A 21237-nucleotide genomic window follows, 5' to 3' on the forward strand; every position below is an offset into this window, starting at 1 on the left:
CTTTCCTTATTATGCGTAAGAATGCAGGCCCGAGACCAGCAGGTTTATTGCGATGAGGTTGAAAAGGATGAGAAGGAATCCGATGATCGCCAGCCATGCTGACTTTTCACCTTCATAACCTCTGTTCAATCTCAGGTGCAGGAATATTGTGTAGAACATAAAGGTGATGAAAGCCCAGGTTTCCTTCGGATCCCAACCCCAGAACCTGCTCCATGCAATCTGTGCCCAGATCGCTGCAAAGAATATGCCGCCCAGCGCGAACAAGGGGAACCCGATAATCACCGAACGATAGCCAATTTCATCCATCAGATTAAGGTCTGCCCGATCGGTCCATGGTTTAATCAGAGCGGTAATTCGTTTTCTGATTGCCAGTCTGATGATGCCATAAAGTACAAGACCGGCCAGGACTGCCCAGATGACAGTGTTCAGGCTTTGTGAGTTGATGATTGGGGGCAGGTTGATGCCACTGTGGAAATGATCTGCTTCCTCATAGTTATTATCACCGACGTTCTCCACAGGTATCGCATCTTCATAGTTTACCAGACTCGGCAGATGATATTCAGCTATTTGTGTCTGCCCCTGTTTATCCGTGTAATAAAAATCGTCCTGGTAGCCTATGATAGATTGCATGAGAATGGTCGTCCCAATATAGGCGATCACGATAATGATTAGAGCCATAATGGATTCCAGAAATCTTGCGCGCCAGGATTTTTCATCTGACGGTACGGATTTTAAGAGATAGATCAAGCCGGCTACCGCACTCATGGAAAGTATACCATATGACAATGTGACTGTAATAACATGTATCGCCAGCCAATTACTCTGCAATGCTGGAATCAGCGGTTCCACTTCCCTTGAAAACATACTGCCATAAGCCATCAGCAGCATGGCAACCGGCAGAGCAAAAAGCCCAAAGAGCTGAGTTTTGAAATAAAAGTACGTAATCAGGAAACCGGCAATCATCATGATTGCAAACATTGTAATGAACTCATACATGTTTGATACCGGTGCATGTCCTTGTGCTATCCATCTTAGTATAAAGTAGGAGAGCGACAAAATAAAACCAATTATTACCATAACTATTGATATTTGGCCGGGTTTTTTCGATTTCGACTTAATACTTGTTGCAAGCGGCACCATGGCAACAAGATATATGATAAACGCTGCAAACAGCAAACTGCTGCTAAGTGTCACGAGTTGGGATTCCATATTATTACTCCTTCTCTTTACCGTTATGTTCGTCATCTAATCTGTCTGATACCGGCTCAGATCCAATTGAGTCCAATACCTGATTCAATTCTTTCTTCATGCCAAAATAGTTCTTGTTGGTATGAGCCCCAAGGGTGAATCCGTCCTCCGCACTGATCCATATACGCCTGTGATTAACATATGAGCCGGTGAACAGCCCGATGAGGAAAATGATAAAACCGCTTGCGATAAACGGCACCGTCAAGTCCTTCTTAAGTGTGAGCACGCTGGCGATATGTTCCTCGGATTCAACAAACCGAATGTTGTAATCGTTATTTTCCGTAATGTCTGTACTGTTCATTACTTGCAGAAGGCTTAGCTCACTATCTTCACCATCGTTTGTTTCAAAAACGAATGCCGGATCGTTCGGTACAGGGGTTTCGGAAACCAGGCTGCCATTTTCATCAATTTCCAAAAAGTCCGGGGCATAGGCCCTCATATTAATTTCTATATCCTCATTAATCTGGTAGCTTTCTTCAGGGTTATCCAAATTGACTGTGAAGTTTTCCCCGAGCGTATTTCCATCACTATCCTCAAGCCTGAATGTCAGTGATTTCAACTGTGTATTATCGTAGCTGGACTGGTAAAGCTCATAAGAACCGAAACGGTAAGGATGATTGACCTGTATACTGTGCTGGTCGACTTCTTCCAATTCCGGCTCTGCACCGACAATATCCGCGCTGCTATTCTCATAAACGGTAATATCTGTCTGGAAATTGCTGACTACCATATTTCTCTGATTCAATGATTCATCGAATACTTCTTTTGCATCTTCATTATAAGTATCGAGCGTGAAATTATTATTTTCAACATAATATTCACCGTCAGTTGCCGGCAGCGCTTCTTGCTCGCCTTCGTTGACGTAGACAATTTCATCGACATACATGCCGGGGAAAAATCTCAGCATACTTCCAAACAGGAGAATGATCAGTCCGACATGGTTGATATAGGGTCCGTATCTTGACAATTTCCCTTTTTCGAGGAAATAATTATCCCCGTCTTTACGTACTTTATATCTTTTATCTGATAACCCTTCGACAATTTTTTCAGTATCCGCTGTGTGATCTGTCTGCTTGTGAAGACGCTGCCTTCTATAGAATGATTCGTGTTTCTTCACCCGCTGTTTGTGCAGTGATTTGAACAACGGTACGCCCCTGTCGATACTTGCAGCAATGATGGACAGGGCAAGCATACCGTTCAGAAGTACGAACCACCAGGATGAATAAAGATTGTGGAAACCGAGGGTGTAGTACAGATAACCTAAAGTACCATATGTATCACTGTAATATTCAGCGGGGTCGGCACCTATCGGGATAAAATATTCCTGCGGAAAGATTGTTCCGATAGCAGCAGCGATTGCAATTAGTAAGATAATGGAGATGCCGATTTTAACGGAAGTGAAAAAGATCCAAATCTTGTCAAAAATACTCTTTTGTCTCACTTTTGACCTTACCGCACTGCCGTCATACCTCATGACATCCTTTATTTTCTTTTTATCGTAATCGCTGTTGATCATTTTTCCGCAGGACTGGCACAATTGTGTGCCCGGCGGATTGACATGACCGCAGGATTCGCATTTGATTTCTTTTAATTCCATCATTCACTCATCCTATCCAGTGGCATCATTTATAAATGCCAAGATGTCATCTTGTGTGAGCTGATATTCCTGCTTTCTGACAACCTTGCCTTCTTTGTCAATTGCAATGGTTGTCGGCAGAGGACCGATGTTGTATGCTTCGGTCACACTTCTGGAGCTATCCAGTGCAATCGGGAATTCAAGATTAGCATCGAGTCCGGCAATGAACTGTTGAATCTGCTGTTCATTTTCAGCAACGTTGACTGCCACGATCTCATAGTTATCGTTGTAATCGTTAGTATATATTTGGTTCATATCGGGCATTTCCTCACGACAGGGTTCACACCACGTCCCCCAGAAGTTCAATATGACACCTTTGTTGTCATTTGTCAGATCCGACAGTCTGAAGTCTTCACCGTCCAATGTCTTCAGCTGGAAATCCACAGCATCATCACCGACAGCGACTGTTTTATTGTCAGAAGTAAGATTAAACCAGAGTGTTATCCCTATAAGGACTGTGATTGTCAGGATGATACTGATCCTCAGGAAATTACGGGTCTTTTTCTGCATTTTCTCACCTACCTGTGCATATGATCATGAATGTCATTATACCATTTTATAAAAGGGTCCTGTATGACAGTATTATGACAATTGGCGCCATTTTAAGTCTCTTTCGCATTACTGATCAGTTTCTTTACTTCAAAAGGTTTTAAAAACCTGTATTCACCTTCTGCAAGACCGTTCAAGTTCAGGAAATCATATTGGATCCTGGTCAATTTGACAACATTCAGACCAAAGTGTTCGAACATTCGCCTGACCTGTCTGTTTCTGCCTTCGTGGATCGTCAGTTCCAGAATCATCTGCCTGTCCTTCTTGTCCCTGATTACCCTGAGACCGGCACGGGCAGTTTTGCCATCATCCAGCATAATGCCCGTGCGCATTTCCTTCTGCTGTTCCCTTTTTAAGATACCATCTATCTTCACCCGGTATGTTTTCCTCATTTTATATTTTGGATGTGTCATGTATTGTGTGAACTCACCGTCATTGGTCAGAAGCAGGATGCCTGATGTATCATAGTCCAATCTTCCCACAGGATATAATCTGACATCCAGTTCCTTGAAAGCGTCCGTGACTGTGTTACGGCTTCTGTCATCCTCAACAGCCGAAATTTCCCCGGCGGGTTTGTAATAGAGAATGTGCACCCGCTCTTCTGTCGTCAGCGGCACGCCATCCACTTCTATCCTGTCAACTGAGGCGACCTTTGTCCCCAATTCAGTGACCGTCTTTCCGTTGACAGTAACCCTGCCTTCGGCAATCATTGTCTCAGCCTTTCTTCTCGAGGTGACACCGGCCTGGGAAATTGCTTTTTGTAATCTTACTTTTTCCATTTCCATCATTTTTCCTCCTCTAAGCTATCAAAAAATAAATCCATTTCTTCCTGTTCGGCGATTTCTTGCTGTGAAGGGAGTTCATGCAAAGACTGAAGGCCGAAAATCTGCAGAAAGTAGTCAGTTGTTACAAAATGGTCTGCCCGTTCATCCTGCATCTGTTTCTTTGCGATGACACCTTTACTGAGCAAAGTGGATACAGGCCCGTCTGAAGCAACTCCTCTCAGCATTTCTATATCGTTCCTTGTTGCCGGCTGATTGTAGGCAATGATGGACAGTACTTCCAAAGATGCCTGTGACAGCTTCGATGAGGGTTTATCATCAAGGATTCTTTTTATATATTTTTCCATATCTTTTGTTGTCTCCAAAAAATAATTGTTTCCATGCCGCTTGATTAAAAAGTTACTTTTATCATAATTGCCTATTTCAATATTTAATTGTTCCTTCGTAATCGGGACATGCATAATCAATTGCTCTTCAGTCAAGCCGGTGTCGCCGGCAATGTAGAGCAGACCTTCTATAATCTCAATTTTCTCCATCATGTGACAGCCTTTCAATTTCCAAACTTCCCTGTGTGTGCATTATGATTCCAAGTACCCCTGATTTAACATGATTTAATATGGTCATGAATACGGCCACAACCATCTGTTTAGACTCATGAAAAGTAAAAATTTCATCTAATGTGAGTGTATCCTTCTCATTAAATCTTGTGCTGAGGAACGCTTCTGCATCTTCCATTGAAACAGGTTCTCTCTGGATTGTTATATTTTTAGGACGTTCAAGTGTGACCCTGGAACATACTTTCTGATACGCTGAAACTAAATCCGAAAGGGAAATTTCAATTTCTGTCCCTGTTGTATCCTGTTCTTGAAGATCGTGCGGTGCTTTTATAAATATTTTGTCATTTTCCTGTTTTAATTGCTCCAGCTGTTCGGCGTAATGCTTATAATTTTGATACTCCAACAGCTGTTCCATGAGCGTTTCCCTCGGGTCGCTCTCCTCTTCTTCCATATAAGCGGGTTCAGGCAGCAGCATACGACTTTTAATCTTCAGAAGTTCACTTGCCATTACAAGATACTCACTTGCAATGTTGATTTCAAGTTCTTTCATTTGAGCGATATATTCCATATACTGTCTGGTAAGGATCTTCATGGGTATATCATGGATATCAATCTCCAGCTCATTTATTAAGTGTAGGAGAAGGTCGAGGGGGCCTTCAAATATATCGAGTTTTACTTTGTATTCATCCATAAAATTACCTCTTCACGGGAGTGTATTACTTTGAAACTGTCAGTGCTGTTGGAATTCTATAACGAACTCATTATAAAGCAAGATTACTTTGAATGCCATGAAATCATGGAAGATGCATGGAATGAGAAACAGGTAAGGACGAAAGAAGATCCTGAAGTGTTCTTGATTAAGATTGCTGTCGCCGAATATCATTACAGAAGACAGAACATAAAAGGTGCTGAAAAACTGATGGAACGTGCGCTGAAGCTCTACAATGATAATCAGTATGATCTTGATGAACTGGGTCTTGACAGTGATGTGATCTGCAGAATCACGAGTCGGAAGAATCACATCAGAGAGAAATCTTTCGAGCCAATGATCTTTCCATTGAAACACAGTGTCCTGTACCAACTTTACGCCGAGTACGGCACCCATTCAAGCTTTGATGAATTTGAACGGTGGGCGGAAACATATGAAAACAATGATGAATTCATCATCCATAAGCATTTGCTGAGAAACAAAGACCATGTTCACGAATCGGGACAAAATGTGCTTAAAAAAAGAAAACATCTGAAATGATGTTTTCTAAACAATGACAAACCAGTATACAAGGCCCCAGATGAGTGCAAGTATGAAGAGTGTGATAAAGATGGAATATCTATTCTTCATGCTGTTTTAACACTCCTGTCAGACTTTTGCCGTGAGTCGCATATTCAATTCCAAAATTTTCTGCGATGGTTGCTGCAATATCACTGAAGGTTTCAGAATTGCGAATTCGTCCGTAATTCATGGCTCTGCCAGCTTTGATCAGAAGCGGGACACTTTCACGCGTATGGTCGGTTCCGGTGAAAGTGGGATCATTGCCATGGTCAGCAGTGATAATGAGGAGATCGTTCTCCCTTAATTTGGAGAGAATCTCCGGGATCCTGTCATCGAATGATTTTAAGGCGTTACTGTAGCCTTTTGGATCACGCCGGTGGCCATATAAAGCATCGAAATCCACAAGATTTAAAAATGATAAGCCTTCAAATTCTTTGTCCATTACTTCAAGAAGTTTATCGACACCGTCTTCATTATTTTTAGTCCGCACGGCTTCAGTCACACCCGAGCCGGTAAATATATCCTCAATTTTACCGATGGCAATCACATCTTTGTCATTTTCATCAAGTGAATTCAACACGGTTCTGCCAAATGGTTCAAGTGCATAGTCATGCCGGTTTTCTGTTCGTGTGAAATTCTCTCTTGATTCCCCGACATACGGTCTGGCGATAACACGCCCGACCAGAAATTCAGGTTCTTTAGTCATTTCTCTGACCTTTGAGCAGATTTGATAAAGTTCTTCCAATGGAATCACATCTTCATGGGCTGCTATCTGCAGCACTGGGTCATTGGAAGTATAAACAATAAGATCGCCGGTTTCCAGCTGGTGTTCACCGTATTCTTTAATGATTTCAGTACCGCTTGCCGGTTTGTTGCCCACGATATCTCTGCCGGTTGCTTCACGAATGGCATCCAGAAGTGCTTGCGGAAATCCGTCAGGATATACTTTGAAAGGCTCTGTAATATTTAAACCGGCAATTTCCCAGTGCCCTGTCATTGTATCTTTACCCTTTGAAATCTCATCCATTTTACTGTAAAAGGCTTCAGGCTCCTCAGGGCATCCAACTCCTGGAAGTGCATCTATACAACCCAGGCCAAACTTCTCCAGGTGAGGCAGTTCAACCCCATGGGTCTCCAGCGTGTTTTTTAAAGTGTGGGAACCTTTATCGCCGAATGCTTCAGCATCGTGCTGGGCACCGATGCCAACCGAATCCAGAACGATCAGATGAATTCTGTTAAACATAATATCTCCTACTTTCTTGGGTGGAATCGTTTATACATCTCTCTGATTTTTACGGCAGAGATTTGCGTATAGATTTGAGTTGTACTGATATCTGAATGTCCAAGCATCTCCTGGACGGCTCTCAAATCTGCACCATTTTCAATCAGATGAGTGGCAAAGGAATGCCTGAAAGTGTGCGGGGTAATATTCTTACCGATCCCGCTTAACAGTTCATATTTTTTAATTGTTTTCCAAAGCCCCTGTCTTGTAAACCCTTTACCCCGGTTGGTGATGAATAATGCATCAGTATGATCATCTTTCAACAGTTCCAATCGATGGGTCTCCATATATTCCTGCAGCAGCCTTCCCACATAATCCGTCATCGGTACAATTCTTTCTTTGCTCCCCTTGCCTCTGACTTTGATGAAACCGAGAGCGATATTCAAATCAGTCATGCTGATATCTATGATTTCACTGACCCTCAGCCCGGAAGCATAGAGAAGCTCCATCATCGCACGGTCTCTCGAGCCGGCTCGGGAATCATCAGGTGTCCGTAATAGTGTCTCCATTTCTTCCACAGTCAGATAGACCGGCAGTTTCTTATCTTCTTTAACGGATTGAAGTCTTAACGCCGGATTTTTTGATGTGATATTTTCATTTAGAAGAAACTGATGATAATTCCTGAGCGTGGATTGCATCCGGCTCAGCGTTTTCCCGCTCCTGCCACTTTCTTTTAAAACTTTTAAAAATAAAATAAGTAATTCTGTGTCAATATCATTGTATTCCGATACACCGTTGTCTTCTAAAAACGAAAGGTACTGTTTTAAATCCTGGCTGTAAGATTCTATCGAAGACTGGCTTAACCCTTTTTCCACGCTCAAAAAGAGCAGATATTCATCCATATGTCTTTCAAAATTCATCATCTACTCCTTCGTCTGACACTTTTTACATATTCCATGGAAAGTAAGACGGTGATCCAAAATTTTAAAATCATAATCTTTCTCTACTGTCTTTTCAACTTCAACAAGCAGATCTTCTTCTATTTCTTCTACTGAACCGCATTCCATACAGACGAGGTGATGGTGGAAATGCTTTGCGCCTTCTTTCCTGAGGTCGTAACGGCTGACCCCATCTCCAAAGTTGATTTTGTCGAGGACCTTAAGGTCGCTTAACAGTTCAAGCGTACGATATACTGTCGCTAATCCAATTTCAGGGTACTTGTCCTTTACCTTCATAAAGACATCTTCCGCACTTAGATGATCTTTTTCGTTCTCAAGTAATACTTTGACAGTAACTTCCCTCTGGGGAGTCAGTTTATATCTGGCTTCCTGCAGCGCGTCTTTGATACTCTGAATCCTGTTTTCCACAAGTTCACCTACTTTGTTTGTTTATCACAAACATTATACCTAATTTATAAATATTTTAAAAGTCTTATTTATAATCATTCTAAATTATACTTTGATAATACATATTGCACAGCAATAATTGTTTTAGCATCTCTGATGGTTCCATTCATGAGCAGGCTGTGCAGACGGTCGAGAGGTACCTTTTCAATGTCCAGGAACTCATCCTCATCAAGCTTCTGATCTTTCAGCCGGATATTTTTCGCCTCATACAGGGAAACCAGTTCGTTTGAAAAGCCTGGTGAAACATAAAATTCGAACAGCTGCTCAATATTCCCAGCAGTCGCACCAATCTCTTCTTCGAGTTCCCGCACAGCAGCGTCGTGAGGTATATCGCCTTTTTCAATCTTTCCCGCGGGTATTTCAAACAGGACTTCATCCGGAGCCACTCGATACTGTCGGACAAAATACATCAAACCCCTGTGTACCGCGATTACAGAAACTGCCCCATTATGATATACTATTTCACGCTTTGATTCAGAGCCGTCTGGTAATTGAACAGTACTATGGTCAACCTGGATGATTCTCCCGTCAAAAATCCTGTCTGTATGAATGGTGGTTTCTTTCAAGTGTTCATCTTCCATTGTCATAGCCGCTAATCTTCCTTCCCATGGTCGAAATTTCAAGTGTTGATATACACATGTTATCATAAAAATAATTTATTGATAAAAATCTGCGGAAACTTTAACCATTATATTATGATACGCTCAGCAGATTAATGCAATAATGAGTTCAGTATTGGTATAATTAATTTAAAGCATCTTAAATAGAAATTGTTAACGAAGGAATGATTTAAATGAATTACTTGGAAATTAAAGATATTCCCCCAGTGTCCGAATTTTCACTGGGATGTATGAATCTGCCGATTGATGATCCGGCTGAGACGGAAAAAATTATAGCGTTTGCACTTGAGTCCGGGATCAACTATTTTGACACCGCAGATTTTTATCAATTCGGTGAAAATGAAAAAGTTGTCGGAGAGATTCTCAACAAATACCGCTCCCGGTATAATTTCACCATCGGTACAAAGGTCGGTAATGAATTTGATGCCGCAAAGAAAGAAAAAATTGCGTGGAATCCGACAGCCCCTTATATCAAATCTGCTGTGAAAGATTCCCTGTCACGTCTCGGCGTTGACCAGATCGACCTTTACCAGCTGCACGGAGGTATGATTGAAGATGATAAAGATGAGACAATACAAGCATTTGATGAGTTGAAACAGGAGGGCACAATTAAGGCTTACGGTATTTCGTCCATACGTATGAATGTGATTGACTATTATCAAAAACACAGTTCAATCGCCACGCTGATGATGCAGTTCAATCCGATTGATAATCGCCCGGCAGAAATGCTCAAAGATCTCGATGACTCCATACGGTTACTCTCCAGAGGTCCGGTAATGCAGGGGTTGTTAAGTGATAAGTCCGATGAAGTGCTTGAGCGGAAATTCAAGGCTGGCCTGCTTGACTACACGCATCATGAGCTCAATCAGTCTGTAGAAGGACTGGCGGCATTAAACGATGACCTTACCGCCTTATCGTATAGATTTTTGAGGGCACATCATTCAGTAATCGTAAATGGTGTCAGCAGTTTTGAACAGTTGAAGGCTAACTTGCAAAGTTACAATAGGATTGAAGATATCAGCCAAAAATCATATGAAGATATTTTCAACAAGATCAAGCCAATAAAATATGGAGCGCATAGATTATGAAGTCCCTGGCAACGTGGCTGATTACAGCAGCCACTTCTTTGGTTGCACTATTTGTCTCTTTGGGATACTATGCTTCAAATCAAATTCTATTCTTTAAACTGCGGGATGTAGAAGTGATAAAAAGGCGGGAGACAAGGGCAAAACGATTGAATATGGAAGAGTTCAAACAGCTGAAGCAGGACGATGTACTGATACCTTCGAAGTTTGATTACAGCATCAATGCGATTTTTGTCCATCCCAACGATTCAAAAAAGTGGGTTGTCCTCTGCCACGGTGTCACCGAAAATAAAATCAGTTCAATCAAATATTTGAACATGTTTGCAGAAATGGGGTATAACTGCGTCATCTATGATGCAAGACGTCACGGGAATACAGGCGGTGTACATTCCACTTACGGTTTTTATGAAAAGTATGATCTCGAAACAGTTGTTGATTATTTATTTGAACATTACGGGCCGGATATCGAGTTTGGCATACATGGGGAATCCATGGGTGCAGCAACAATGATTCTGTATGGCGGAGAACTCTCAAATAAAGCGAAATTTTATATTTCCGATGCCTCTTTTTCAACGCTTGGGGATGAGCTGACCAATATATTCAGTCAGTATACGAAAATTGGCTCTCCATTGGTACTGCTGTTTACAAATATATTTTTCAGGATAAGAAGCAGCTTCTCTCTATTTAAAGTCTCACCGATCCGTGTGATCGATCATATAGAACAGCCGATGCTTTTTATCCATTCCAAGCCTGATAAATTCATACCGTATGAACAGACCAGGAAATTATATGAGAAGAAAAAAACGCCAAAAATGGCATGGTATCCAGAGCATGGCGGGCACGTTGAAAGCTATAATCGAAATCCCAGGGAATATCGTCAGGTTGTCGGCGATTTTATCCATAAATACGGGGGATGGTGACCTCCATAAAATCATGGGCGACAAAGACATTCTCAGGGAGACTTTCTGCTAATGTTCCAATAAATTTGTCATCATATCTGTTGCTTACATGGCTCATCAATATTTTGCCGTACGTTATTTCAGAAAAATTATTGAGCACATTCTGTATTTCCGAATGGAAATACTTATGTGCTTTTTCATTTTCACCATCAAGATAAGTGGCTTCATGAACGATTAAATCCGAACCGTCAACCAGGGACATATAATCATCTTTTGTTATGATCCTTGTATCTCCATGCACTGAAATTTTTCTGCCGGGTATCCCGGGGCTTAAAAATTCCTCAGTGCAGTAAGTACTGCCTTCAAATTCAAAGGTGGACGATTCTTTTATCTCTTTATAGGCAGGTCCCGGCTCTATTCCGATTTCCTTAAGCTTGCTGCTGTTCAGGCTTCCTTTTTTGTCAGGCTCCTGAAATACGTATAAATAACTGTCGACCGTATGATCCAGAAGCCGGGTGGTTATTTCAAACCCTTCGACCTCATAGGTTTCATTATGAGACAATTCAACATATTGAATCGGATAATTGACATACGAATGACTCATCTTCATCGTTATGTCTATCCATTCCTTCAATCCTTTGGGTCCGTAAATGGTCAGCGGAATGCCCGCTCCGCCCTGGTTTGCTCTTGACAGAAGAAACCCCGGCAGACCAAAAGTATGGTCGCCATGCAAGTGTGTGATGAACACGTGTTTTATCTTGGAGGGTCTGTAGTTGGTATGAAGAATTCTATGCTGCAGCCCTTCTGAAGCATCTATGAGAAAGTACTGGTTGATTTCTTCGACGACATCGAGTATATAGCTTTGTGTATTTCTTGTTCTGGATGGTATACCTGCCCCAGAACCTAAAATTGTAAATTTCATATGATCACCTGTGTTTAATTTTTGGTCTATTATATCATACCAAAGAGTTGTATTTTTCAGTGTTCAGTGGAATAATAATATAAGGAAAAATTTAGCCAAAGGACTTGTTGGATATGACTACACAACCATTTAAAGTAACCATTGCACTTTTTGGTGCTACCGGTGATCTATCAAAAAGAAAACTGATTCCGTCCATCTTCCATCTTTTTCAGGAAGGATCTTTTGATGATAATTTCGGTTTGATTGCCGTTGGCAGAAGAGATCTTTCTGATAATGCTTTCAGGCAGATGGCGGAAGATTCAATCAGAGAAAATGAAAACCTCGAACATCTGGATGGTCTCGGGTCTTTCATTCAAAAATTGCATTATGTGCGACTTGATATTTCAGACAGCAAGTCCTATAAGGCGTTAAAAGATCAGTTTGAAGCTGTAGAAAAGGAATGGGATACAGCCGGCAACAGATTATTCTATCTGGCCATGCCGCCCGAGTACTTCACAATAATCACTGATAATCTGGGTCGTGCCGGTATCACCTCAACTTCCGGGTACAAGCGGCTGATTATTGAAAAGCCTTTCGGTCATGATTATGACAGCGCGTTTAAATTAAACAATGAGATAACCAAAACTTTCAGCGAGAATGAAATATACAGGATCGACCATTACCTCGGTAAGGAAATGGTACAGAATATTGAAGTCATCAGATTCAGTAACAGCCTGTTTGAACCATTATGGAATAACCATTATATATCAAATATACAAATTACATCTTCCGAATCCCTTGGTGTGCTCGACCGGGGAGAATACTACGATAAGAGCGGCGCGGTCAGAGACATGTTCCAAAATCATCTGCTCCAGATTGTTTCTCTTTTAGGTATGGAGCCGCCGATCAGTTTAAATAGCGAAGATATCCGAAATGAAAAGATAAAAGTTTTAAAGAGTCTGAGAAAGATTGCTGAGAAAGATGTTAAAAAGTATTTTGTCAGGGGTCAGTATGACGAAGGGATATCGGATGGTGTCACTGTGCCTAAATACCGTGATGAAAAGAATGTTGCCAGAGATTCGAACACACCGACTTTCATTGCCTCAAGACTATACATTGATAATTTCAGATGGGCCGGTGTACCGTTTTATGTCCGAACAGGCAAAAGGATGAAAGCAAAAGAAACCAAAATTGTTGTGGAATTTAAAGAGGTGCCTAAAAACCTTTATTATCAAAAAGAACAGGACACTTATGATGATCTTGCGAAAAATCTTTTGGTCATTCGGATTCAGCCGGATGAAAGTGTGTCATTGCATCTCAACGTCAAAGATTATGCCAGCGGGCAGGATACGAAGGAAATTAAACTGTCCTATACTGTAGCCCAGCAGGATTTGTCTCAGACTGTAGATGCTTATGAAAACCTGATTTACGATTGCCTGAATGGGGACGCGACGAACTTCACCCATCAGGAAGAACTTATGGCGGCCTGGGCGTTTGTAGATCCTGTCAATCGAGTTTGGGGGCAGGATCTCCCCAGTTTTCCTAACTACCAGTCAGGGTCTTCGGGGCCGGTAAAGAGCAGCCTGTTGTTGTCACGTGATGGTTTTAGATGGTGGGATGTATGATAATTGAAATGAGGATATCATGGAAACAGTTAATTTTGTAGAAAAATTCATTGTATATATAGAGGATCATTTGAGGGATAACATCGATTACAACCAGGTGCTTTCAAATTTTGGGGTTGAACAGAAATCGTTTATCACCATATTCTCATCCCTTGTCGGCGTGACGCCATATGAGTATCAGCAAAAAAGGAAAATGACAGAAATCGCATATGAATTGTATACTGGGCACAGAAGAATTATAGATATTGCAAAACATTATGGTTATTCTGATATAGAACATTTCAAAGAAGTGTATAAGGCATCCTTCGGTATTTCCCCTTATGAAACGGAAAGGTACTTCAGAAATATGGACCTTTTGGAAAGAGTATCTTTTGAGGTTGTGCCTGTAGACAAGCCGAAATATCGGGTGAACAGACGGTTTACAGAAGGATTCAGGATCGTCGGAGTCGCTAAAAAATTCACCTTGTCCGAATACAACACCGGGAGCAGGTATCAGTTCCTGGAGTACCTCAATAAAAATGGTATTATTGATGAACTGCTGAGATATAATAATGGACTTGTAAAAGGGATCGTTCTGCATGAAAGGTTTGTCGGTAATGAAATTGAGCTGCTTACCGGAGTGGCATCTACGTTGGCAGCACCGTTTGAAGAAACATATACTGCATCAAGTGAATTTGCTGTTTTTGAATCCCGGGGCAGGGCCAGAACCGTGATAGAAGATATTTACAGGTACATCTTCAGGCGGTGGCGTTTTAAAGAGGAGAAGGAACTGGATTGCAGCTTTTCCATCGAAGTGTTGAAAAGTACCTTTGACATCCATTCTCCTGATGCTGCAGTCCAGGTCTGGCAGGCACTCTACGAAGACTAAAATCAGGGATCGGCGCCTTTAACCGATCCCTGATTTTTTAATACCATTCTGTATGGAATACGCCCGACTTATCAGTTCTTTCATAAGTATGAGCACCAAAATAATCCCTTTGTGCCTGAATCATGCTGCTCGACCCACGACGTTGCTTCATGTTGTCGAAATATGAAATGGCACTTAGAAATGCCGGCATCGGGATTTCTTTATCTATGGCTCTTGAAGCGATTTTTCGTAAACCGATGTGATTTTTTGAGACAACTTCTTTGAAGTAATCATCGAGTATCAGATGACTCAATTCTGTATCGCTTTTAAAAGCATGATTGATATCTTCAAGAAATTGCGCACGAATGATACACCCTTTCCTCCAGATCATTGCTATATCACCAAGGTTGAGATGCCATCCATAAGTATCACTGGCTTCCTTAAGCAGCCGGAACCCCTGTGAATAGCTCATCAGCTTACTAATGTATAAGGCTTTTTTCAAATCTTCAAGTATTTCCGACTTGTTTTCAGGCAGACTCCCCATTTCTGAATCATATGTTTCACTGATGCGTGCACGTTCTTCACTCAGGCTGGATAAATATCTGACAAAGACACTTTCTGTAATTATGGATGAGGGGATGCCAAGTTTTAATCCTTCAATGCCTGTCCATTTTCCAGTGCCCTTCTGACCTGCCTTATCTTTGATTGTATCCAGTACATAATTGCCCGTTTCATCCTTGAATTTTAGGATGTCGGCAGTGATCTCGATCAGATAACTGTTCAATTCCCCCTGGTTCCATTCACTGAAAACTGCACTCATTTCATCGTTGGACATTTTCAGAGCATGCTTCATGAAATAATAACTCTCAGCGATCAGCTCCATATCAGCATATTCGATCCCATTATGGATCATTTTTACATAATGGCCGCTGCCATCTTCCCCGATGTAAGTAACACATGGTTTGCCATCATCCGCTTTAGCTGCTATTTTCTCCAATAACGGTCTGACATTTTCATAAGCCTGTTTCTGGCCGCCCGGCATTAATGAAGGGCCATTTAAAGCACCTTCTTCCCCGCCGGAGACACCCATGCCGATAAAATTGATATCTATTGCCGTCAATGCCTTGTTTCTGCGGCTTGTATTTTCATACCCTTCATTACCGCCGTCGATGAGCGTATCTCCGGGAGAGAGTAAGGGTGAAACTTTTTCGATTGTCTGATCCGTCACATCACCTGCTTTCACAAGCATCAGTATATTCCTCGGTGACTTCAGACCATCCACGAATGATTTGAGTGAATCTGCAATATCGATACCCTCGGATGCAAGTTCGTCATCCCTGTTGCTGCGGACATCTTCAAAAAAATCAAAACTGACAACCTTGAAACCATTTCTGGACATATTTTTAGCGATGTTAGTACCCATCACGCCCAGGCCAATTATTCCGATATCGTATATCATGGGCGATTCCCCTTATCTTTTTGAACTTTGATGATTTCAATAATCAGTTCTGTGATTTTTGTAAGTTCTTCTATCGGCATCCGTTCAGAAGTTGTATGGATATTTTCATAACCAAGACCAAGGATGGCTGTGCTGACACCTTTACCTGCAAAAATATTTCCGTCACTGCCACCGCCCAGACTGATAAGATCCGCCTTTCTGCCAATATTTTTAATCGCTTCTGAAACTGTGCTCACAACTTCAGAATCCGCCGGTGCATTAAGTGCAGCATACATAATTTCAGTTTCGATTTCCGCTTTGCCGCCAAGTTCGTCTGCTGCATTGTCAAAAGCCTTCCTCATGTGCTCTGTCTGTGCATGCATTTTATCATCGTCAAGGCTGCGGGCTTCAGCAACAATATGCACATAATCAGTAACTACATTCGTGGGGCCGCCGCCTTCAAACTTACCGATATTAGCGGTCGTTGCTTCATCTATACGTCCCAGATTCATCCGGCTGATGGCATTGGCAGCTATTTTGATCGCACTGACACCTTCTTCCGGTGCTACACCCGCGTGCGCTGTTTTGCCATGTATATGTGCTTCAATTTTACTCTGTGTCGGCGCTGTGGTAACCACCGTACCGACTCTGCCGGTAGCATCCACTGCATATCCGAAGCGGGATTTGAGTGTTGATGTGTCAAAGGATTTCGCACCTGCAAGGCCTGATTCTTCTCCGACTGTAATGACAAATTCTACATCCCCGTGAGAGACACCCGCCTCTGAAATTGATCTGACCGCTTCAATCATCGCAGCAATCCCCGCTTTATCATCTGAACCGAGGACGGTAGTGCCGTCGCTGACGATGTCGTCCCCATCGATGAATGGCTTGATACCGGTGCCTGGGGCCACCGTGTCCATATGTGATGTGAAATAGACCGGAGCTGTTGACGAATCATCACCTTTAAAACGGACAAGAATGTTTCCTGCCCCGTAACCGGTTTCTTTCTGTGTGTCGTCTTCAATCACTTCCACTTCCAGGTCATCGAAGCGTTTAAGCAGGTAGTCCGCCATTTCTCTCTCCTGCCCTGTTTCCGAATCAATTTTGACCATTTCCATGAACTGGTCGATCAGCCTGTCTTTATTCATCGTTCTCCCTCCATACTTTCTTGAATGTTCATGTGTGATATATTATAATGAAAAAAGCAAATGATAAGGATGATAGTATTGAGCAATAGTAAAGTTCAGAAAATAGTAATCTGGTTTATGATATTCTTAATCGTTGTATCAGGTCTGTTATTTGGAGTCAGTATGCTTGCGGGTGTTTAATCAAATTAAAGCGGTCCTCCCGGGACCGCTTTTTCTATTTTATCGCTTTATATTTCCTTGCCGTGCTCCTCAAACCATGCCTGGAGATTGGTGATGACGCTCATTGTTTCGTGGCCTTCAATTTCGTGACGTTCAATCATGTCTACGATCCTGCCATCTTTGAAAAGTGCAAATGACGGTGAAGAAGGGAGATAATCCGGAGCTTTTTCACGCACATGTTCAGTCGCTTCTTTATCCTGCCCGGCAAATACGGTCAAAAGCTGATCCGGCAGCTTATCATAATTGAGTGCATGTTTGGCAGCGGGTCTTGCAATGCCGCCTGCACATCCGCATACGGAATTGACCATTACAAGTGATGTTCCCTCGCTGCTTAAATGTTCATCCACAGCTTCCGGTGTCGTCATCTCTGTATATCCTGATTCAGTTATCTCGCTCCTAGCCTGGCTGACAACATCATTCATGTACAAATTGAAATCCATGTTCATATTAAAACTCCTTCTATGAAAATAAACCTTATAGTCAATAAGTTTATTCAGTATTCTTTTAGTTTATTCTATAGTGAAACAGCAATTTTGTAAAGATTAGTAGATTGATGTTGTCTCCACCGAATAATTTTCGATGCGCTGTTTTACAGCACTAAGAAATTCACCTGCTGCAAGACCGTCAAGTACTCTGTGATCAATGGACAGACACAGATTGACCATATGCCGGATTGCAATCATATCATCAATGACCACCGGACGTTTTACAATCGATTCCACCTGCAAGATGGCGGATTGAGGATGGTTGATGATTCCCATAGACTCTACAGAACCGAAGGCGCCCGTATTATTGACTGTGAAAGTGCCGCCTTCCATATGTCTGGTCGTCAGCTGGTGTTTTCTTCCGAGGTCTGCAAGTTCGGAGATCTTTCTGGCGATTCCTTTGATTGAAAGTTCGTCTGCATTTTTGATTACTGGCACATAGAGTTTATCATCTCCGGCAACCGCAATGGAGATGTTGATATCTTTATTAATAACAATTTTATCCCCCTGCCACGAGCTGTTGAGCATGGGGTGTTCTTTGAGTGTTTCTGCAACAGCCTTGACGAAGAAACTGAAGAATGTCAGATTGTAACCCTCATTTTCCCTGAATGATGTTTTGTATCTATTTCTTACGTTAACAAGGTTTGTTGCATCTGTTTCCATCATCAGCCAGGCATGCGGTATTTCCTGTGCAGAATAGGACATTTTATCAGCGATGGCTTTTCTGACACCGGTAACCGGAATCTCTTCACCCGCGCTGATTTCCCTCTTTTCTCCGATATCATCTGACTGTGGAGCAGGTGTCATTTGAGATTTGGCTGAGAAGTCTCCCTCGATGACCTTTTGAATATCTTTTTTCGTGATTCTACCTTCAATCCCGCTGCCTTCAACGGTTCCAAGGTCTATGTTGTGCTCATTCGCAAGTCTCATTACGACAGGAGAAATTCTTGTTCCTTTTGCTGCATTCTGTTTACTTTTTCTGCCCTCTTTTGCTTGTTGTACAGCCTTTATGGCTTGTCCGGTCTGCTCAGGCTCAGATTCAACGGGTTCATCCGTGGAAGTTTCCTTCCCGGAGGTGCCATCTGTTTCCAATGTGCAGATTGGTGTGCCCACTTCTATCGTATCTCCCTCGCTGACTAACAATTCTCCAATTGTACCATCGAGTACAGAAGGCACTTCTGCTGTCACCTTATCTGTGATCACTTCGCAAAGTGCATCATATTCTTCTACCCTGTCCCCGGGTTTTACGAGCCAGTTTTCAATTGTGCCTTCAGTCACACTTTCACCAAGTTTAGGCATTAATATCTCTTCCATGAACCTATCCCCCTCTTAATGCTCTGCGATTTCTTTCATTTTAGCTTCGATTTTCTCCGGGTTGAGCATGAAATAATCTTCCATCGGCGGTGAATACGGCATCGATGGAACATCAGGCCCTGCCAGTCTCATTATTGGCGCATCGAGATCATACAGACAGTTCTCTGCTATAATCGCAGAGACTTCACTCATGACACTGCCTTCCAGATTATCCTCTGTTACAAGCAGCACCTTTCCGGTTTTCGAAGCCGCTTTTATAATAGCTTCCCTATCCAGCGGATAAACGGTTCTCAAATCCAGGACTTCAGCTTCATATCCATCTTTTGACAGTCTTTCTGCTGCCTGTAAGGCATAGTTTACACATAAGCCATAAGTGATGACTGTTATATCATCTCCGTCACGTTTAACATCCGCCTTGCCGATCGGCACCGTATAGTCGTCTTCAGGCACTTCCTCTTTAAGCAGACGGTATGCTTTCTTGTGTTCGAAGAAAAGCACCGGATCATTATCCCTGATTGAAGAAATCAGCAAGCCTTTGGCATCCGCAGGTGTTGACGGTATCACGACTTTCAGTCCGGGTGTTGATGTAAAAACTGTTTCGATGGACTGAGAGTGATACAGTGCCCCATGGATGCCGCCTCCAAACGGGGCGCGGATAACCATCGGACAATCCCAGTCCCCGTCTGACCGGTACCTGATCTTGGCAGCTTCATTAAGAATCTGGTTTGTAGCAGGAAGTATGTACTCAGCAAATTGTATCTCAGCAACCGGTCGTTTACCCATCATTGCAGCCCCGATGCTTGTACCGACAATATTCGATTCAGCAAGCGGTGTGTCCAGACATCTCAGCTCCCCATATTTCTCCTGAAGCCCTTCAGTCACTTTAAATACTCCGCCTTTTTTACCCACATCTTCGCCAAGCACGAATACATTTTCATCCTGACCCATTTCGAAGTCGAGTGCTTGATGTATGGCTTGTAAATAAGATATTTTAGCCATTGTTTACCTCCTCGTACACGTTCGTCAAAGTTTCAGCCGGATCTGGATAAGGGGCCTGCTCAGCATGTTTGGTCGCATCATTGATCTCACTTTTCAATTCCTGTTCCATAGATTCAAACCATGATTCTTCAGCGATATCATAGGATTCCAGATATTCTCTGAATTTCACCAGACAATCTTCCCGGTTTTTTTTCTCGCGGTAGGAATCATCATCGTCTGATGAATGTGCGGTCAGCCTTGTAGACATTGCCTCAATCAATGTGCCGCCTTCTCCGCTGATTGCTCTTTGCCGGGCTTCTTTTACCGCTTTATAGACGGCAATGGGATCATTACCGTCTATATGATCACCATGCATGCCGTAACCAATGGCCCGATCTGAAAGTTTTTCGGCACCGTATTGAAGGTCTACAGGGACACTGATGGCGTACTTGTTATTTTCAATGATACAGATGAATGGCAGATTATGCACACCGACAAAATTTAAGCCTTCATGGAAATCTCCCTGGTTGGAGGAGCCTTCACCCAAAGTTGTTACAGCAACTCTTTCTTCATTATCCATTTTAAATTTATAACTTGCACCGACAGCATGAAGCAGCTGCGTTGCCACACAGGATCCCTGGGTCAGGATATTCGCCTCTTTCTTGCTGAAATGAGACGGCATCTGTTTGCCTCCGCTTGAGATGTCACCTCTTTTGGCAAAGGCTGACAGCATTGTTTCCTGCGGGGTCATACCAAAGTGGGTCACAAGCGCAAGGTCTCTGTAGTAAGGACTTATGACATCCATTTCTTTATTTAATGCATATCCGGCTCCAACCTGTGTCGCTTCCTGCCCCTGGCATGAAATGACAAACGGCAGTTTTCCGGCACGGTTCAACAGCCACATTCTCTCATCAAGTTTTCTGGCAAGCAGCATCGTACGATACATTTCTTTCAGGTCCGCTGCATTCAGACCCGCTTCTTTATAATCTATCAAAGTGGTTATCCTCC

23 protein-coding genes are annotated in these 21237 nt (G+C 42.5%); 6 read left to right on the forward strand and 17 right to left on the reverse strand.

Features of this window, described 5'->3' with window-relative positions:
* Window positions 1-9: 9 nt before the first annotated feature.
* The 6 genes from ccsB to G343_RS0111845 all read right to left on the reverse strand — a co-directional run bounded on the left by ccsB (window position 10) and on the right by G343_RS0111845 (window position 5463).
* Entirely contained in the window at window positions 10-1209 is a 1200-nt protein-coding gene (gene ccsB / locus G343_RS0111820; RefSeq protein ID WP_020008360.1) for a c-type cytochrome biogenesis protein CcsB, read from the reverse strand.
* 4 nt (window positions 1210-1213) lie between these two features.
* Window positions 1214-2845 carry a cytochrome c biogenesis ResB family protein gene (locus G343_RS0111825; RefSeq protein ID WP_020008361.1) on the reverse strand — a complete coding sequence of 544 codons (1632 nt, stop codon included), beginning with the start codon at window positions 2843-2845 and terminating at the stop codon, window positions 1214-1216.
* 12 nt (window positions 2846-2857) lie between these two features.
* The gene (gene resA / locus G343_RS0111830) at window positions 2858-3394 is read right to left on the reverse strand and encodes a thiol-disulfide oxidoreductase ResA (protein WP_020008362.1); all 537 of its coding nucleotides are present in this window, start codon (window positions 3392-3394) and stop codon (window positions 2858-2860) included.
* Window positions 3395-3486: 92 nt separating this feature from the next.
* On the reverse strand, window positions 3487-4218 hold the full coding sequence (locus G343_RS0111835) for a pseudouridine synthase (RefSeq protein ID WP_020008363.1): 732 nt from the start codon (window positions 4216-4218) through the stop codon (window positions 3487-3489).
* Window positions 4218-4754 carry an SMC-Scp complex subunit ScpB gene (gene scpB, locus G343_RS0111840; protein ID WP_245541956.1) on the reverse strand — a complete coding sequence of 179 codons (537 nt, stop codon included), beginning with the start codon at window positions 4752-4754 and terminating at the stop codon, window positions 4218-4220. The genes G343_RS0111835 and scpB overlap by 1 nt, the downstream gene beginning before the upstream one ends.
* Window positions 4738-5463, reverse strand: a complete 726-nt coding sequence (locus G343_RS0111845; RefSeq protein WP_020008365.1) for a segregation and condensation protein A — start codon at window positions 5461-5463, stop codon at window positions 4738-4740. Before G343_RS0111845 ends, scpB begins: the two co-directional genes overlap by 17 nt.
* 30 nt (window positions 5464-5493) lie before the next feature.
* Here G343_RS0111845 and G343_RS0111850 point away from each other — a divergent pair, with 30 nt between their 5' ends.
* Window positions 5494-6021, forward strand: coding sequence for a DUF309 domain-containing protein (locus tag G343_RS0111850; protein ID WP_020008366.1), 528 nt, complete (start codon window positions 5494-5496; stop codon window positions 6019-6021).
* 79 nt (window positions 6022-6100) lie between these two features.
* On the opposite strand, the gene deoB is transcribed toward G343_RS0111850, so the two are convergent.
* The 4 genes from deoB to G343_RS0111870 form a co-directional block, all read right to left on the reverse strand.
* Window positions 6101-7285 carry a phosphopentomutase gene (gene deoB, locus G343_RS0111855; protein ID WP_020008367.1) on the reverse strand — a complete coding sequence of 395 codons (1185 nt, stop codon included), beginning with the start codon at window positions 7283-7285 and terminating at the stop codon, window positions 6101-6103.
* An 8-nt stretch (window positions 7286-7293) separates the two neighbouring features.
* Window positions 7294-8184 (reverse strand): site-specific tyrosine recombinase XerD, encoded by an 891-nt coding sequence (xerD, locus tag G343_RS0111860; RefSeq protein ID WP_020008368.1) that lies wholly within the window; start codon window positions 8182-8184, stop codon window positions 7294-7296.
* A 3-nt stretch (window positions 8185-8187) separates the two neighbouring features.
* Window positions 8188-8631, reverse strand: a complete 444-nt coding sequence (gene fur / locus G343_RS0111865) for a ferric iron uptake transcriptional regulator (protein WP_020008369.1) — start codon at window positions 8629-8631, stop codon at window positions 8188-8190.
* A 74-nt stretch (window positions 8632-8705) separates the two neighbouring features.
* Entirely contained in the window at window positions 8706-9257 is a 552-nt protein-coding gene (locus tag G343_RS0111870; RefSeq protein ID WP_020008370.1) for an NUDIX hydrolase, read from the reverse strand.
* Between the two features lie 206 nt (window positions 9258-9463).
* On the opposite strand from G343_RS0111870, the gene G343_RS0111875 reads away from it, so the two are divergent.
* Complete coding sequence (locus G343_RS0111875) at window positions 9464-10378, forward strand: aldo/keto reductase (RefSeq protein ID WP_020008371.1); 915 nt, start codon at window positions 9464-9466, stop codon at window positions 10376-10378.
* The gene (locus G343_RS0111880; RefSeq protein WP_020008372.1) at window positions 10375-11295 is read left to right on the forward strand and encodes an alpha/beta hydrolase; all 921 of its coding nucleotides are present in this window, start codon (window positions 10375-10377) and stop codon (window positions 11293-11295) included. Before G343_RS0111875 ends, G343_RS0111880 begins: the two co-directional genes overlap by 4 nt.
* Here the strand turns inward: G343_RS0111880 and G343_RS0111885 are convergent.
* Window positions 11270-12196 (reverse strand): MBL fold metallo-hydrolase, encoded by a 927-nt coding sequence (locus tag G343_RS0111885; RefSeq protein WP_020008373.1) that lies wholly within the window; start codon window positions 12194-12196, stop codon window positions 11270-11272. The genes G343_RS0111880 and G343_RS0111885 overlap by 26 nt on opposite strands.
* A gap of 113 nt (window positions 12197-12309) precedes the next feature.
* On the opposite strand from G343_RS0111885, the gene zwf reads away from it, so the two are divergent.
* The gene (zwf, locus tag G343_RS0111890) at window positions 12310-13800 is read left to right on the forward strand and encodes a glucose-6-phosphate dehydrogenase (RefSeq protein ID WP_020008374.1); all 1491 of its coding nucleotides are present in this window, start codon (window positions 12310-12312) and stop codon (window positions 13798-13800) included.
* Window positions 13801-13819: 19 nt separating this feature from the next.
* Window positions 13820-14668: a helix-turn-helix domain-containing protein gene (locus G343_RS0111895; RefSeq protein ID WP_020008375.1), complete on the forward strand. Its 849-nt coding sequence runs from the start codon at window positions 13820-13822 to the stop codon at window positions 14666-14668.
* A gap of 37 nt (window positions 14669-14705) precedes the next feature.
* Here G343_RS0111895 and gndA read toward each other — a convergent pair whose 3' ends face one another.
* Together gndA and G343_RS0111905 are read right to left on the reverse strand one after the other, a co-directional pair.
* Complete coding sequence (gndA, locus tag G343_RS0111900) at window positions 14706-16106, reverse strand: NADP-dependent phosphogluconate dehydrogenase (protein ID WP_020008376.1); 1401 nt, start codon at window positions 16104-16106, stop codon at window positions 14706-14708.
* Complete coding sequence (locus G343_RS0111905; RefSeq protein ID WP_020008377.1) at window positions 16103-17233, reverse strand: M20/M25/M40 family metallo-hydrolase; 1131 nt, start codon at window positions 17231-17233, stop codon at window positions 16103-16105. The genes gndA and G343_RS0111905 overlap by 4 nt, the downstream gene beginning before the upstream one ends.
* 69 nt (window positions 17234-17302) lie before the next feature.
* On the opposite strand from G343_RS0111905, the gene prli42 reads away from it, so the two are divergent.
* Entirely contained in the window at window positions 17303-17413 is a 111-nt protein-coding gene (prli42, locus tag G343_RS15860) for a stressosome-associated protein Prli42 (RefSeq protein WP_281167429.1), read from the forward strand.
* A gap of 47 nt (window positions 17414-17460) precedes the next feature.
* On the opposite strand, the gene G343_RS0111910 is transcribed toward prli42, so the two are convergent.
* From G343_RS0111910 to G343_RS0111925, 4 genes are all read right to left on the reverse strand, one after another.
* A complete protein-coding gene (locus tag G343_RS0111910; protein ID WP_020008378.1) occupies window positions 17461-17898 on the reverse strand; it encodes a BrxA/BrxB family bacilliredoxin in 438 nt (145 codons plus the stop codon).
* Between the two features lie 96 nt (window positions 17899-17994).
* Window positions 17995-19251 (reverse strand): dihydrolipoamide acetyltransferase family protein, encoded by a 1257-nt coding sequence (locus G343_RS0111915; protein WP_020008379.1) that lies wholly within the window; start codon window positions 19249-19251, stop codon window positions 17995-17997.
* A gap of 15 nt (window positions 19252-19266) precedes the next feature.
* Entirely contained in the window at window positions 19267-20250 is a 984-nt protein-coding gene (locus G343_RS0111920; protein WP_020008380.1) for an alpha-ketoacid dehydrogenase subunit beta, read from the reverse strand.
* Window positions 20243-21223 (reverse strand): thiamine pyrophosphate-dependent dehydrogenase E1 component subunit alpha, encoded by a 981-nt coding sequence (locus G343_RS0111925; RefSeq protein WP_020008381.1) that lies wholly within the window; start codon window positions 21221-21223, stop codon window positions 20243-20245. The genes G343_RS0111920 and G343_RS0111925 overlap by 8 nt, the downstream gene beginning before the upstream one ends.
* Between the last annotated feature and the right edge of the window lie 14 nt (window positions 21224-21237).

This window comes from Salinicoccus albus DSM 19776, from assembly GCF_000385175.1.
GTDB classification, from domain to species: domain Bacteria; phylum Bacillota; class Bacilli; order Staphylococcales; family Salinicoccaceae; genus Salinicoccus; species Salinicoccus albus.